This is a genomic window from Micromonospora sp. NPDC047187 (assembly GCF_040643355.1).
Classification (GTDB): Bacteria; Actinomycetota; Actinomycetes; order Mycobacteriales; family Micromonosporaceae; genus Micromonospora; species Micromonospora salmantinae.
Genome location: NZ_JBEYUF010000047.1, coordinates 1 through 13,763, shown reverse-complemented (window position 1 = coordinate 13,763; position 13,763 = coordinate 1). Strand labels below are relative to the sequence as shown.

General features: G+C 71.0%; 15 protein-coding genes. 3 read left to right on the top strand and 12 right to left on the bottom strand.

Annotated elements, in window-relative coordinates; genetic code table 11:
- Nucleotides 1-115: 115 nt before the first annotated feature.
- The 4 genes from ABZ794_RS33530 to ABZ794_RS33515 all read right to left on the bottom strand — a co-directional run bounded on the left by ABZ794_RS33530 (nucleotide 116) and on the right by ABZ794_RS33515 (nucleotide 5,038).
- Nucleotides 116-1,417 (bottom strand): NAD(P)/FAD-dependent oxidoreductase, encoded by a 1,302-nt coding sequence (locus ABZ794_RS33530; protein WP_210785140.1) that lies wholly within the window; start codon nucleotides 1,415-1,417, stop codon nucleotides 116-118.
- A gap of 54 nt (nucleotides 1,418-1,471) precedes the next feature.
- Entirely contained in the window at nucleotides 1,472-3,625 is a 2,154-nt protein-coding gene (locus ABZ794_RS33525; RefSeq protein ID WP_357519426.1) for a glycogen debranching N-terminal domain-containing protein, read from the bottom strand.
- A gap of 93 nt (nucleotides 3,626-3,718) precedes the next feature.
- Nucleotides 3,719-4,246, bottom strand: coding sequence for a GNAT family protein (locus ABZ794_RS33520; protein WP_357519424.1), 528 nt, complete (start codon nucleotides 4,244-4,246; stop codon nucleotides 3,719-3,721).
- 69 nt (nucleotides 4,247-4,315) lie between these two features.
- Complete coding sequence (locus tag ABZ794_RS33515) at nucleotides 4,316-5,038, bottom strand: VOC family protein (RefSeq protein ID WP_357519422.1); 723 nt, start codon at nucleotides 5,036-5,038, stop codon at nucleotides 4,316-4,318.
- Between the two features lie 162 nt (nucleotides 5,039-5,200).
- On the opposite strand from ABZ794_RS33515, the gene ABZ794_RS33510 reads away from it, so the two are divergent.
- The gene (locus tag ABZ794_RS33510; protein ID WP_210785136.1) at nucleotides 5,201-5,608 is read left to right on the top strand and encodes a pyridoxamine 5'-phosphate oxidase family protein; all 408 of its coding nucleotides are present in this window, start codon (nucleotides 5,201-5,203) and stop codon (nucleotides 5,606-5,608) included.
- Nucleotides 5,609-5,699: 91 nt separating this feature from the next.
- Here the strand turns inward: ABZ794_RS33510 and ABZ794_RS33505 are convergent, their stop codons facing one another.
- The 5 genes from ABZ794_RS33505 to ABZ794_RS33485 all read right to left on the bottom strand — a co-directional run bounded on the left by ABZ794_RS33505 (nucleotide 5,700) and on the right by ABZ794_RS33485 (nucleotide 9,130).
- Nucleotides 5,700-5,993 (bottom strand): DUF6510 family protein, encoded by a 294-nt coding sequence (locus ABZ794_RS33505; protein ID WP_210785135.1) that lies wholly within the window; start codon nucleotides 5,991-5,993, stop codon nucleotides 5,700-5,702.
- Nucleotides 5,994-6,029: 36 nt separating this feature from the next.
- Complete coding sequence (locus tag ABZ794_RS33500; protein WP_210785156.1) at nucleotides 6,030-6,794, bottom strand: ferredoxin reductase; 765 nt, start codon at nucleotides 6,792-6,794, stop codon at nucleotides 6,030-6,032.
- A gap of 7 nt (nucleotides 6,795-6,801) precedes the next feature.
- A complete protein-coding gene (locus ABZ794_RS33495; protein ID WP_210785134.1) occupies nucleotides 6,802-7,401 on the bottom strand; it encodes a sulfite oxidase-like oxidoreductase in 600 nt (199 codons plus the stop codon).
- Between the two features lie 75 nt (nucleotides 7,402-7,476).
- Nucleotides 7,477-8,502, bottom strand: a complete 1,026-nt coding sequence (locus tag ABZ794_RS33490) for a TerC/Alx family metal homeostasis membrane protein (protein WP_210785133.1) — start codon at nucleotides 8,500-8,502, stop codon at nucleotides 7,477-7,479.
- 217 nt (nucleotides 8,503-8,719) lie between these two features.
- On the bottom strand, nucleotides 8,720-9,130 hold the full coding sequence (locus tag ABZ794_RS33485) for a DUF2267 domain-containing protein (RefSeq protein WP_357519419.1): 411 nt from the start codon (nucleotides 9,128-9,130) through the stop codon (nucleotides 8,720-8,722).
- Nucleotides 9,131-9,283: 153 nt separating this feature from the next.
- Here ABZ794_RS33485 and ABZ794_RS33480 point away from each other — a divergent pair, with 153 nt between their 5' ends.
- Together ABZ794_RS33480 and ABZ794_RS33475 are read left to right on the top strand one after the other, a co-directional pair.
- Entirely contained in the window at nucleotides 9,284-9,556 is a 273-nt protein-coding gene (locus tag ABZ794_RS33480; RefSeq protein WP_030332551.1) for a DUF2795 domain-containing protein, read from the top strand.
- Between the two features lie 42 nt (nucleotides 9,557-9,598).
- A complete protein-coding gene (locus tag ABZ794_RS33475) occupies nucleotides 9,599-10,264 on the top strand; it encodes a DUF1345 domain-containing protein (RefSeq protein WP_210785131.1) in 666 nt (221 codons plus the stop codon).
- A gap of 267 nt (nucleotides 10,265-10,531) precedes the next feature.
- On the opposite strand, the gene ABZ794_RS33470 is transcribed toward ABZ794_RS33475, so the two are convergent.
- From ABZ794_RS33470 to ABZ794_RS33460, 3 genes are all read right to left on the bottom strand, one after another.
- Nucleotides 10,532-11,200 (bottom strand): hypothetical protein, encoded by a 669-nt coding sequence (locus tag ABZ794_RS33470; protein ID WP_357519416.1) that lies wholly within the window; start codon nucleotides 11,198-11,200, stop codon nucleotides 10,532-10,534.
- A 51-nt stretch (nucleotides 11,201-11,251) separates the two neighbouring features.
- The gene (locus ABZ794_RS33465; RefSeq protein WP_210785129.1) at nucleotides 11,252-12,226 is read right to left on the bottom strand and encodes a pirin family protein; all 975 of its coding nucleotides are present in this window, start codon (nucleotides 12,224-12,226) and stop codon (nucleotides 11,252-11,254) included.
- 118 nt (nucleotides 12,227-12,344) lie between these two features.
- Complete coding sequence (locus ABZ794_RS33460) at nucleotides 12,345-13,391, bottom strand: hypothetical protein (RefSeq protein ID WP_357519414.1); 1,047 nt, start codon at nucleotides 13,389-13,391, stop codon at nucleotides 12,345-12,347.
- Nucleotides 13,392-13,763: the final 372 nt, after the last annotated feature.

Below are 13,763 nucleotides of genomic sequence, written 5' to 3'. Positions count from 1 at the left end.
GCCGCGCGGTCCGCGCGGCCGGCCAACTCCACCGACTGACCGTCGCGGCCGGCCCGCTCCGCGACGACCTGGTCGGGGCCCGCCCTGCTCCCGACTACCTGGCCGGGAGCCCGGCTCAGCGGGACCGGGTCGCGACCTCGGGTGTGGTGCTCTCCAGCGGCACCGCGTTGGCCGGCACCAGCCCCAACTGGACCGCGGAGCGGGTCAACGCGGCGTCCAACGCCCAGTCGGCGCTGACCCGCGTGCGGTTTCCCGGCATCGCCATCAGGTGGTACGCCCGGGTGACCGCCTTGGCCGGCAACCCGGCCAGGTTGACCTGCAACGGGTTCGCCGCCGCGTCCTTGCCCCCCAGGTCGACGACCCAGCCCAGGTCGTGGTGCTTGTACGGCTTACGGCGGCCGAACCCGTACGACGCGGCGATGTTGTAGGCGGCGCGCTTGCCCTGCCGCTGCGCGTGCTGGGCGGTCATCCCACACACCTTGCCCGGATTGACGAGGTCGGGCACCGCGGCGGCGTCACCGCAGGCAAAGACCTCCGGATAGCCGGGAACGTTGAGGAACTCGTCGGTGACCAGTCGACCCCGGTCGGTCCGCAGGCCCAGCTCGTTGACGAACGGGTCGGGGCGCACCCCCACACACCACACCAGGGTGCAGGTCGGCACGTACTCGCCGTCGGTGAGTTTCACCCCGTCGCAGGTCGCCTCGGCCACCGAGGTACCCATCCGCACGTCCACCCCACGCCGGTTGAGCACCTTGTGCGAGGTGTCCGACATCCGCTTGTCCAACTCCGGCAGCACCCGGGACGCCACGTCGAGCAGCATCCAGCGGGGTCGGACGGTGAGCCGGGGCCGCTGGGCGTGCAACGCGTCGGTGAACAGCTGCCCGTGCGCCGCGACCTCGGTGCCGGTGTAGCCCGCCCCGACCACCACGAACGTGGACCGGGCCTGCTGCTCGGCCGGGTCCTCGGCCTGCTCGGCCAGCTCGATCTGCCGGACGATGTGATCATGCAGGTAGACGGCCTCGGGGAGGCCACGGAAGCCGTGCGCGTACTCGGTCACCCCCGGGATGGGCAGCAGCTTGTTGACGCTGCCCACGGCGAGCACCAGCCGGTCGTACGCCAGCCGGTTCTTCTCCCCCTCGGCCTGGGTGAAGCCGACCCAGCGGTTCTGCAGGTCGACGTGGTCCGCCTCGCCGACCACCACCCGTACGCCCTTGAGCGTCCCGGTCAGCGGCACGGCGATCCGTTTGGGCTCGACCACCCCGGCCGCCACCTCGGGCAGCAGCGGCAGGTACAGGAAGTAGTCGGTGGAGTTCAGCACCACGATCTCGGCCCGATCCCGGGCGATCCGGCTCAACGTTTTCGCCGCGTGGTAACCGGCGAACCCGGCCCCCACGATCACCACACGAGGTTTCGTCATTGCGGGCCGTTTCCCGTCGGAGCCCGCGACAAACGTCCTACGCGCCAGCCGTGCTCAGCTCGGCTGAAGCCGGACGTGGCCGCTGCGACCGATCGCCTCCACCTCCCACTGTTGGCCGAACGCCCGGACCCGCTCGGCGGCGATCCGGCCCAGTTCCTCCGGGACGTCCGGATCGAGGACCAGCCTGCCGTTGACCGGGTTCACGCCGAGCATGGCGCGGATGAGGGCCAGCGGCGTGCCGGCCGCCCACGCCTGCGGGCTGCACGCGGTCGGGAACGGCACGGCGAAGAGCAGCCGCTCCCGATCGAACCCGCTGAGCGCCTCCGGCAGTCGGTGACCGAACTGCTCGGCCGCCTCGATCATCGCCAGGCTGATCCGGTTCGACTCGGCCCGGTAGCCGTACCGGGCCAGGCCGAGCGCGGCGATGGAGTTGTCGTGCGGCCAGACCGTGCCCAGGTGGTAGCCGAGGGCGTTGTAGAGCGTTTCCTCCCGGGACAGCGTGCGGATGCCCCAACCGGAGAACATGTCCGGCGACATGAGTTGACGCACCACGGCGTCGGCCCGCTCCGGTGGGACGATTCCGCTCCACAGCAGGTGACCCATGTTGGAGGTCTTGGAGTCGACGCGGTTCTTGTCGCCGTCCAGGGCGACCGCGTAGTAGCCGCCCCGTTCCTCGATCCAGAAGTCCTGGTTGAACCGCTCGTACAGGGTGTTGGCCTCGTCGCGCAGCCGGCGAGCCAACGTGGGATTGTCCAACGGACCGTCGAACAGTTCGGCCAGCCGCAGCTTGGCGTCGTAGGTGTAGCCCTGTAGGTCGCTGGTGGCCAGCGGGAGCACGGGGATTCGGCCGTCGGCGAAGCAGACGCCGTCCGGGGAGTCCCGCCAACACTGGTTGCCCAGCCCCTCGGGCGACCGGGTGGCGTACTCGACGTAGCCGTCACCGTCCCGGTCGCCGTACTCGTCGATCCAGCACAACGCGGCCACCGCGTTGTCCCGCAGGTGCCGGACGGTCTCGTCGTCGCTCGTCCAGCGCCAGTACTCGGAGAGCAGGATCAGCCAGAGCTGGGTGGCGTCGGCGGTGCCGTAGTACGGCCCGAACGGTTTCTCGCCGCTGCGGGTCAACTCGCCGCTGCGCACCTCGTGCAGGATCTTGCCGGGCTCCTCGTCGGTGAAGTCGTCGCACGTCTCACCCTGAAGTCGGGCCAGAGCGAGCAGCGTGCCCTTCGCCAGCGCGGGCCCGGCGACGAGAGTCTGGTACGCGGTGATCAGGGTGTCCCGGCCGAAGACGGTGAGGAACCAGGGCAGTCCGGCACCGGGGAGGAGAATCCGCTGGCCCTTGACCTCCAGGTCGAGCCGCAACGCCGCCAGGTCGTTGCGGGACTGCTGCACTGTGTGCTCCAACGCCGCGTTGTCGCTCCGCAGCACCGCCCGGTCCTCCAGCCACCGGCGCAGCGGGTCGTCGGCCCGGCCGTGAATGACGTCGGCGATGTCGCCCTGGACCGGCTCCACCACCCCCATCCCGGGTGGCAGGGGCACGTGCAGGTCGACCTGCCACTCCTCGCCCTGGCCCAGGCTCAGGTCCCAGACCAGGTCGTCGCCCTCGATGCGGTCGGCTGGCTTCGCGCAGCACACCCGGGTCTGGGCGGAGAAGTCGCCGCGCTGGTAGGAGAAGCACAGCTCTGACCCGTCGGCGGCGTGCTCACGGCTGATCTCGGCGGAACGGTCCCGGACCGTCGACTTGATCTCGAACAGGTCGGCGAAGTCGGCGGCGACGGCCAGCCGCAGCTCCACCCGGACCGGCTCCCGCCGGAACGAGATCAGTTCCACGCGTTCGTGAAACCCGTCGCCGACGTAGCGCAGTCGCCGCACGCCCAGCGTGTTCGGCGGCAGCCCGGGCAACTCCGGGTTGGTGAGGACGTACTGCGCGGAGTAATGGTCGATGGTCTCGGCGCGCAGCAGCAACAGCTCACCGCCGTTGACGGTCAGGTTCCAGCCACTGATCAGGCGGGTGTCCAGGTGGACGAGCCCACCGATGCTGCCGGTCGGCACATCCCCGCACGCGTTGGAGTACAGGAACGTGGGCCCGCTGAGCACCGCGAGCGAGTCGGGGCCCAACTCGGGCGGGATGGCCCGCTGGTCGGCGCTGTCCGCCGCCACGGCGGACAGACCGGGGAGGGGGTTGGCAGGGGTCGCGCGAACGGCAGCCATGCACCCACCGTAGGAAGGACAGTACGGGGCGTCATCACCCGGTCCGGGTGAAAGGTCCGCTGCTCCGTCGGCCCGGCGCGGCCGGGCCGAAGGTCAGGCCGGGGTTGGTGCGGTGATCGCCCAGCGCTCGTGGTCGCGCCAGGCGCCGTCGATCAACAGGTAGTCCGGGGAGAAGCCCTCCAAGCGAAAACCGAGCTTGCGGGCCACCCGCCGCGACGGCTCGTTGCCCGGTTGGATGTTCGCCTCCAGCCGGTGCAAGCCGACCGAGGTGAACACGTGGTCGATCACCAGGGCGACGCCCGCCGACGCGTGCCCGGTCCCGCTGTACGGCAGAAACGCCGCGTACCCCAGGTAGCCACCACGCAGCGCACCGAGCACGATCCCGCTGATGTTCGCGTAGCCGGCGATCTCGCCGCTGGCCCGGTCGCAGATCAGGTAGCCGGCGCTGTCGCGGCGACGGATCCGGCGCAGATAGAGCTCGTACTCCTCCGGGCTGGCCGGCGCGGCCAACCAGGGGTGGTGCAGGTCCCGACTGCGCCGCGCGGCGGCGACGAACTCGTCCGAGTCGGTGGGCCGGGGTCGCCGGATCGCGGCGGGACCACCGGTACGCAGGTACCTCACGGCGGACCACTCTGACCGACCGGTGCCGCTGTTGTCCAACCAGCCGCCGCGGGCGCGTCGCGGCGCGGGCTAGCGGGACGTCAACAGGCTGAACTCCTGACCATCGGGGTCGGCCAGCACGACTCGGCCTGCCCCATCCTGGTCGGTGTCGACTCGCGTCGCCCCGAGCGACAGCAGACGGTCGACCTCGACCTGCCAATCGACGTCGACACCCGGAGCGATGTCGAAACGCACCCGATCCCTGCCGCCGTTCGACATGTACGGCGGACCGCCCCAGGTGATCTTCGTGCCACCCTGCGGCGACTGGATCGCGGTCTCCTCGTCCTGGTCCCAGACCAGCGGCCAGCCCAGCGCAGCACTCCAGAAGTAGCCGACGGCCTGCGAACCGTCGCAGGCCAACGCACCGACGAAGCCGCAGCCGGCGAGGAACCTGTTGCCCGGTGCGATGACGTCGAACTCGTTGCCCTCGGGGTCGGCGAGCACCACGTGATCGATCTCCGAGCCCTGCCCGATGTCGGTGTGCCGTCCGCCGAGTTCCAGTGCCCTGGCCACCGTCTGCCGCTGGCCCTCCAGCGAACCGCTGGTCAGGTCGAAGTGCATCCGATTCTGGACCACCTTCGGCTGCTGGTTCGGGGCGAAGCGGATGTGGTACTCGTTGTCGTTGGCGGGTAGGAGCAGGACGCCGTCGTGTGGATCGTCGACGATCCCCCGCCCCAGGAGCCCGGCCCAGAACTGCGCGAGCCGCAGAGGCTCGCTCGCGTCGAAGCTGATCGCGAACAGGTGTGCGGTCATCGCTGCGCTCATCTCCCATCGACCGGACGCCGTGACAGCCGTCCGAGCCGGAGCCTAGGGGTGTGCCAGATCGACCGCACCCGAGTTTCGGCCGCCGCACGCGGCCCCACATCAGGTGACAGACCGTCGTCGGGACGTGCGGGGTTGTGATCCACTGGCCCGGTGAGTCGAACCCCCTCCATCCCCCCGGCCGACGTCGAAGAGCGACTGTCGCGGGAGCTGAACGTCTGGCTGTGCACGGTGCGGCGCGACGGGTCCCCGCACCTGACGCCGGTCTGGTTCGTCTACCTCTCGACGACGTTCTGGGTCGGTTGCGAGAGCCGCAGCGTCAAGGCCCGCAACGTCGTGGCCGACCCACGGGTGTCACTGGCCTTGGAGAGCGGCAACGCGCCGGTGGTGGCGGAGGGTGCCGCCCACGTGCACCGGAGTGGATTCCCGAGCACTGTCGCCGAGGCGTTCGCGCGCAAGTACGACGGCTGGGACGTCGGCCAGCAGGTCGGCCCGGACGGCGAGCGGGCGTTGCTGGAGATCCCCGTCCGACGGTGGCTGCTCGCGGGCACCGCACAGTGAGCCGTCGAGGCGAGAATCGGCGGATCCCACAGCGCCACGCCATCGACCGGTGCTCGTCCGGCCATCCTGCCTCAGCCGGGCGAGCGTTTCGTCAGAGCGGGCCGGGGAACGTCTGCTCCATCGGCATCGGCACCTGGAGGTAGGTGGTGCCGCGCATGTCCAGCCAGGCCCGGTCCGGCCCACGCACCAGACGCACCATCACCTCCTCGCAGGAGGGGCAGCGTGCGACGAGACCCGGGGCGTTCGAGTAGACGTGCAGGCTGGCCATCGACCCGGTCGTCCCGCAGTTCTCACAGCGGCCCATCGCGCTGCTCAGGTCGACGGTGAACAGCTCACGCATCGGGCCGTCGAGCATGTTGCCGTCCAGGTACGACATCTCGGTCATCGAAATCTCCTCGGCACTGCGTGAGCGAGCGGGTGGTCAGCCGGTGGGGCCGAAGCGTTCGGTCTTGACCCGACGGGACGGGTGACCCAGCCCCACCAGCAGGTCGGCGACGGTCTCCACGAACGCTGTCGGGCCACAGACGTAGGTGAGTGGTTCCAAATCCGGCGGCCACCCGTGCGTGTTGACGTCGGCGAGCCCGATCCGGTGCGGCTCACCACGCCAACCCTCGGGTGCCTCACGGGTGTAGACGTACGCGACGTCGAGGCCGAAGTCGTCGCGGACCCGGCGGCGCAGCTCGTCGGCGTAGATCACGTCGCCGGGGGTGCGCACCGAGTAGATCAGCCGGAACGGTGCCTTGCTGCCCACCGCCCGCCGCGCCCGGATCATCGCCATCAGCGGCACGATCCCGGAGCCACCCGCGACGAGCTGCACCGGCGCGCTCTCCTCGGGCCGCCAGATGAACCAGCCACCGAGCGGTCCGCGGACCTCGACCGGGTCGCCGGCCCCGAAGACATCAATGAGGTACGGCGACACCTCGCCGTCGTGCACACGCTGCACTGTCACCTCGATGCGCGGTCCTCCCGGCCCGTCCACGGCCGGCCCGGCGATCGAGTACGACCGGGCCGCCTGGTAACCGTCCGGGGCGGTGAGCCGCAGGTCGACGTGCTGCCCGGGCAGGTGCCCCGGCCAGTCCGGCACCTCCAGCACCAGCGTCTGCGCGGTCGGTGTCTCCACCCGGCGCTCCACCAGCCGGCCGACCTGCCAACGGTTCGGCGTACGACGCTGGGTGTTCGTCGCCACGGCGCGCTCAGTCACCCTGGTACCGCTGTTCGCGCCACGGGTCACCGTAGTCGTGGTACCCGGCGGTCTCCCAGAACCCGGGCTCGTCCATCGTCTTGAGCCGCAGGCCGCGCACCCACTTGGCGGACTTCCAGAAGTACAGGTGCGGCACCAGCAGTCGCGCCGGCCCGCCGTGCTCAGCGGGCAGCGGGGCGCCGTCGAAGGTGTGCACCACCCAGGCCCGGCCGCCGCGCAGGTCGTCGAGCGGCAGGTTGGTGGTGTACCCGCCGTAGGAGTGCGCCAGCGCGAAGTGCGCCCCCGTGTCGACGTCGGCGAGCAGCGTGTCCAGTGAGACGCCCTGCCAGTTGGTGCCGAGCTTGGACCAGCGGGTGACGCAGTGGATGTCCACCATCGGCGTCTCCTGTGGCAGGGCCATCAGCTCCTGCCACGACCACCGGTGTTCGCTGCCGTTCTCGGCGGAGATGACGAACTCCCAGGTGTCCAGTGACACCCGGGGCGTCGGGCCGGCCGAGAGCACCGGAAAGTCCTCGGTCAGATACTGACCGGGTGGCAGGGCCGGCTCCTGCGTTCGGGGCCGACCCTGAAAGCCCGGTGACACGATTCCCATTGCACAGTCGTACCACCCGCGCCGGTGGGGGCGGGAGCTTTCCCGCGTACCCCGTCGTCAGCCGGCGCGTCGCGGTCAGTGCCGTTCCGCGACGACCTTGCGGTCCTCGGGCAGGTCGCCGCCGCGGGTGGAGCGCAGGCTGGTCACCGTGACCACCACCAGCACACCGATGATCACGCCGAGCGAGGCCAGGGTGGGGATCTGCGGCACGCTGTCCCAGATGCCGTGCGCCCAGTGCAGACCCAGCTTGAGGCCGATGAACGCCAGGATGATGGCCAGGCCGTAGCTGAGGTGCACCAGCCGGCTCAGCGCCGCGTGCAGGACGAAGTAGAGCGCCCGCAGGCCGAGCAGGGCGAACGCGTTTGTGGCGAACACCAGGTACGGGTCCTCGGTGATGCCGTAGACGGCCGGCACCGAGTCGACAGCGAAGACGATGTCGGTGGCCAGCACCGCGACCACCACCAGGGCGAACGGCGTGAGTGCCCGCTTCGCGCCCTGTCGGACGGTCATCTTGGTGCCGTGGTAGTCGTCGACCACCGGCATGAACTTGCGCAGCAGCTTCACCGACCGCATCTTGTTGATGTCGACTTCCTGCTGATGCCCGGACATGGCATCGCGCAGCAGCTTCACCGCTGTGGCGATGAGGATGATCGCGAAGAGCAGGAAGGCGAAGTCGAGGGTCTGCAACGCCGCCGCGCCGAGGGCGATGAAGACGGCCCGCAGCACCAGCGCGCCGGCGATGCCGTAGAGCAACACCCGCTGGGCGAGCACCGCCGGCACCGCGAACGCCGCCAACAGCAACATGAAGACGAAGAGGTTGTCGACCGAGAGCGACTTTTCCACCAGGTAGCCGGTCAGGTATTCGACGCCCTGCTGGGAGCCGAATCGCGACCAGATCCAGCCGCCGAACGCCAACGGCAGCGCTATGTAGAACGCCGACCAGCCGATGGCCTCCCGCATGGACACCTCGTGCGGGCGGCGGGTGACCAGGAAGTCCAGCACCAACAGCAGGAGGACCCCGATGATGGTGACCGCCCACAGCGTGGGCGTGCCCACCGACGACAGGTCACTGGCGGCGGACAGATACGACACTTGACTCATGTGGGGTCTCCTCGAACACCGTCATGTTCGAGGTCTCCTTCACCCACCACCTGGTGGGCAACCACCCGAGGCGCGCCGGGCGCGCCGTACTGACCGGAATGGTTCGTGGGAAGTACTCCCCTCGCACGACAAGGTTAGGTCAGGCGCAATCGCCACGCCAAGCGGGACATCGCTGGTTGCCCTGGTAAACCGCTGTGTGTGCCCGGTACGAGCGCTGTCAGCCGCGGCGCAACGTCGCGCCCGGGGCCATCGCCTGCTCGACCAGGCCCCGATAGTCCCGTGGCAGTTGGGTCACCACGTCGTCGAACTCACCGCCGGTGATCGCCTCGCGCAGGGTGGTGAAGACCGCCCGGCTGGCGTCCTCGGCGCCGGGCTCCGGCACACCGGCGCGCAACGCGACCCGGGCGACGAACTCCGCAGCGCCGAATCGGTCCGCCTGCTCGGTGCTCGGACTCGGCTTGAGCACGAGTTGCAGCGGTTGGGGCAACTGGGCGGCCAGGTCCAGGACCTCACCGCCGGTCAACCGCTCGGCGAACGTCTCCAACACGGCCCGGGTCAGCTCGACCGCCCGCTCGGACGACGTGGCGGTGCGCTGGGAAACCTGGTCGATGAAGGTGTCGTAGTTCATCGCGTACTCCCTTGCTCGCGTCGGCGTCTGCGGGTACCCGCGCCGGCCGAGGAGAAACGGCGCCGGTTTCCTGCGCCGGGCGGGCGTGACCGGCCGGCGGGCGGGTAACCGCCGCCGGTCGTCACCACATCGATGCCCGAGGGAGCCCACGCCATGGCGAGCTACGCCGACGTCCTGCAGTACCTGTCGAGCCTGGACTACCCGGCCGAGAAGGACGACGTGGTCCGCGAGGCCGAACGGGAGGGTGCCCCGCCGGACGTGCTGAAGGCGCTGCGCGCCCTGCCGCCGGTCGACTACGCCAACGGGACCGAGGTGGCCCGGTCGGCCGGGATCGAGGCGGCGCCCGAGGTCGGCCCCGCCCAGCGGGCCGAGCAGGCCCGGGACAAGAAGCACAACCGGGTCTCGCAGCACCTGCGCGGCATCTGACCCGGCGGTGGCGCCCACCACCCCGCCCCGGGAGCGTCCCGAGTGACCCAGACCGGCCCCGACCGGCCAGCGGACGTGCGTTTCCCGGCTGCGAAGCAACTCGCCGTTGTGGCGGTGGTCGGGGTCATCGCCGGCTTCGTCTTCGCGCTGCTACTGCCCCTACCGCTCGCCGCGCTGGCCGGCTGGGACGTGGGCGCGCTGAGCTGGCTCGTGCTGGTCTGGCACAAGATCTGGCCGATGGACGCCGAGCGGACCGCCCAACTGGCCGTCCACGAGGACCCGAACCGGGCGATCCGGGACAGCCTGCTGCTCGTCGCCTGCCTGGCCAGCCTGCTGGCCGTCGGGTTGGTCGTGGCCAGCGCGCAGAGCGCGCCCCCCGGGATGGCCCGGGAGCTGCACAGCGGCGTGGGCGTGCTCAGCGTGGTGCTCTCCTGGTTCGTGGTGCACACCGTGTTCGCCGCCCGGTACGCCCGGATCTACTACACCGGCCCGGACGGCGGGGTGAACTTCAACCAGCCCGAACCGCCGCGCTACTCCGACTTCGCGTACGTCGCGTTCACCATCGGGACGACGTTCCAGATCTCCGACACCAACCTGACCAGCAACGAGATGCGTCGTACGGTGCTGCGCCACTCGATGGTGTCGTACCTGTTCGGCGCGTTCATCATCGCCGTGACCGTGAACCTGTTGGCGGGTCTGGCGCGGTGAGAGGGACTCAGCCGGCCGCCCGGACCCCCGGAGCGTGACACGGGGCGGGGCCGATCGAAGGGCCGGGACAGGCGGGCGCCCCTGGTCACGAACCGCGACCCAGGGCGCCACGCAAGCCTGCCCAGGCGGTGAACCGCATCCGAACCGGTCGCGGTCACCAGGCGGTGGAGGTCCGCTCGAACCGAGCGGCCAGCACTGCTGGGTCCAACCATACGGCAGAACATCCTCCGTTTGGTCAGAATTTGGGGAAGTGTGGGCCAGGGCACGTCACGGCTGACCGGTCACCTCCGCGTACCGGTGCTCCAGGTCGACCCGGGCCAACGCCCCCACCAACCAGGCCAACTGCTCGGACTCGCCAGTGGCCAGGCCGGCCAGGTCGTCCGCCGACCTGCCCAGCCCGAGCCGACGCGCGGCAGCCAGCGCCCGCCGGTCGGCGACCGGGGCCACCTCCCGCCACAACGCCTGCGCCTCGCGGAGAAACAGGACGACGACCTGATCGTCCACGCCCGGAAGCTCGGCCAGCAGCGCGCGCTCCCGGACCGGGTCGTGGTGCGCGACCGCCCGCAGCCGGCGCAGATCACCCCGATACCGCTCGATCACCGTCCGGGCCAGGTCACCCAGCACAGCGGCCAGCGCGTCCACGTCACCGCGCTGGCCGCTGGCGCGCAGCACCCGGACCCGGTCCTCGTGCAGCGAACGCGCGAGCCGGGCCGCGCTGTCCCACCCCTCGTCGCGCAACGCCCGTGCCCCGTCCACCGCCCGCCGGAAGTCCCCACGACGGGCCAGCAGCACCGACAGGTACAGCACCTGGAAGAGACTCGCCGGGTTGTTGGTCACCCGGAACCCGTACTGCTCGGCGAAGCCCCGCCCGCCACCGGCGAGCCGGCGCGCCAGACGTTTACGGTCCTCCACCGGAGTGATCAAACTGGTCGCCATGCCGGCGACTACCCGCGCCACCAGGGGTCACACACCGGCCGCGCGTGCCCGTCACCCGTGCATGCCGCCGGTGCGGTCGCGGGCCTTGAGGCGGGTCGTGGGCAGGGCGGGCGCCGGCAGCGGCGGCGCCGAATCGTCGGCGACCACACCGAAGCGCCCGTCGCCGGCCATCCAGTCCTCCCGGGCGGCGGCGATCTCCTCGTGTGACCGGCCCACGAAGTTCCACCACATCACCAACGGCTCCTCGAACGGCGTTCCGCCCAGCAGCAGCAACCGGGCCCCGGCCCCGCCCCGCACTGTCAGCTCCCGGCGGCCCGAGCCCAGATACAGCAGCGCCCCCGGTTCGAACCCGACCCCGGCCGCCTCCGCGGACCCGGACATCGCCAGCACGGCGTACTCGAAATCGGGCCGCAACGCCATCGTCGCCGGCGCCTCGCCGCGCAGCTCCAACTGCACCCCCACCAGCGGGGTGTGCACCACTGCCGGTGACCGCTCCCCGGCGAACTCGCCGACCAGCACTGTGACGTCCAGATCGCCGTCCCGCCAGCGTGGCAGGTCGGCGTGGTGCGCGAAGTCGGCCGCTCCGGCCCGCGCCGGGTCCGGCAGCGCCACCCAGAGCTGCACACCGTGCATCACCGGCGGATGGGTGGCCGGCGAGCGCTCCGAGTGGGCGATACCGTTCCCGGAGGTCATCACGTTCAGTTGGCCGGGCACGATCGGCTGCACGTTGCCGAGGCTGTCCCGGTGCAGAATCTCGCCGTCGAGCAGCCAGGTCACCGTCTGCAGCCCGGTGTGCGGGTGCGGCGGCACCTCCATACCGGGCCGCTGCGCCACATCGTCCGGGCCGAAATGATCGACGAAACACCACGCGCCAACCATCCGGCGGGCGCGCTGCGGAAGCAGCCGCCGCACCGTGGTGTACCGACCCAACGGCACGTCGTGGCCGGGCAACAACACACTGCCGGGATCGACGTCGGCCACGCCAGGCGGTCGGGTCTGCGCCAGCATTGATTCAGTACGCTCCACCGCCCGACTGTACGCGCATGCCCATTCGCGACCGCGGTGCTTCCAGCCGAGGGCGGGCGGGTTCACCAGCCCGTGGTTGTCAGGGTCGGCTGGCCGGCGTGGGCTGGCCCGGCGTGGGTTACCGGTTGCTGGAGGAGACCAGCACGCTGTTGGCACCGGCGACCAGGTCCAGGTACAGGCGCTCCGCCGACCGGTCCCAACCCGGCGTACCCAGCACCGAGCCCGCGGCCACCCCATCCCAGCGGTCGTCGCGTACCACCACCGAGCCGGCGCCGGCTCCCGCCCGAACCCGTACCGGAGTCTGCCCCGGGACCCGCACGTCGAGCTGGCTGGTCCCACCGGTGAGTCGTACGGTCAGGATGGTGGCAGGCTGGTCTGAGCGCGGGCCGGTGGGGTTGCCGGGGCCGGCGGCGGTGATCGGTGGCAGGAGAATCTCGGTACGGCTGGAACCCCCGGCGAGTTCCACGCCCAGCAGCCGGGCCCGGGTCAGGTCCAGCACCTGACTGCTCACCCCGCCAACGAGGTGGACACGCCAGGCGACCCGCTCGTTGAGCAACACCCGCACCGCCCGTGGCCCGCGCGTCCCGGACTCCACGAGGTCGAGCCGCACGGTCTCCCCCTGCACCGCCGGTCGGCCCGCCACGCCCGAGCCCGCCGGGGTACTGATCCGGTACAGGTCATCGCCCAACTCGGCCACCCGCAGCTCGAACGAGTGCAGCCCATCCGCGAGCACGAAGGTGCCCTTCTGCCGACCCGCCAGCGGCGCTGTCAACAGTTGCTCGCCAGCAGCGCCCGCACCACCGCGGCGCCCCTCAGCCGCGTCCGGGTCAGCGACGCCACCTGGGCGGCCGCCGTCACCGGGGCCAGTGCCGTCCGGGCGAGTGCCGTCCGGGCGAGTGCCGTCCGGGCGAGTGCCGTCCGGGCGAGTGCCGTCCGGGCGAGTGCCGTCCGGGCGAGTGCCGTCGGGTCGGCCGGAGTAGGTCATGCCGAGGTGGTCGGGATCGGCAACGATCACGGACACCGCTGCCGCACCCAGGAGCAAGACGACGGCGGCAGCAGCCACCAACAGGCGTACACCGGTGGACCACCGTCGCGGTGCGGCCCCACCGGACGGCTCCGGCGCTGACTCCGGTTCGCGATCCGCGCCGTACCCCACTGCGGCCATGCCTGTGTCCCTCCGCCGGTCCCCGTCCAGGGGTACGTACCCGCCGGCCGATCGGATCACTCGGCGCCGATCACGTCACTCCGGTCAGTGGCCAGTGAACGAGGACGGCGACTGGTGAACGGCGGCCAGTACCGGCTAGAGCAGAAAGGCCGCTGGCCGGCACCCGGGTTGCGGGTGCCGGCCAGCAGTCGGTGTCGTGCGGTGGTGTTGCCGTGCGGTGGTGCTGGGTGCTTGTGGTGTGGGGTCAGCTGTTCCAGTGCTGGGCGACGAGGTCGGCGGCCTGCTGCTCCCACTGGGCGTAGGCGTCCGGGTAGGCCGACACCTGCACCGTCTGCGCGGCGTCGGTCAGCGGCATGTCCTGCCACCCGTCAA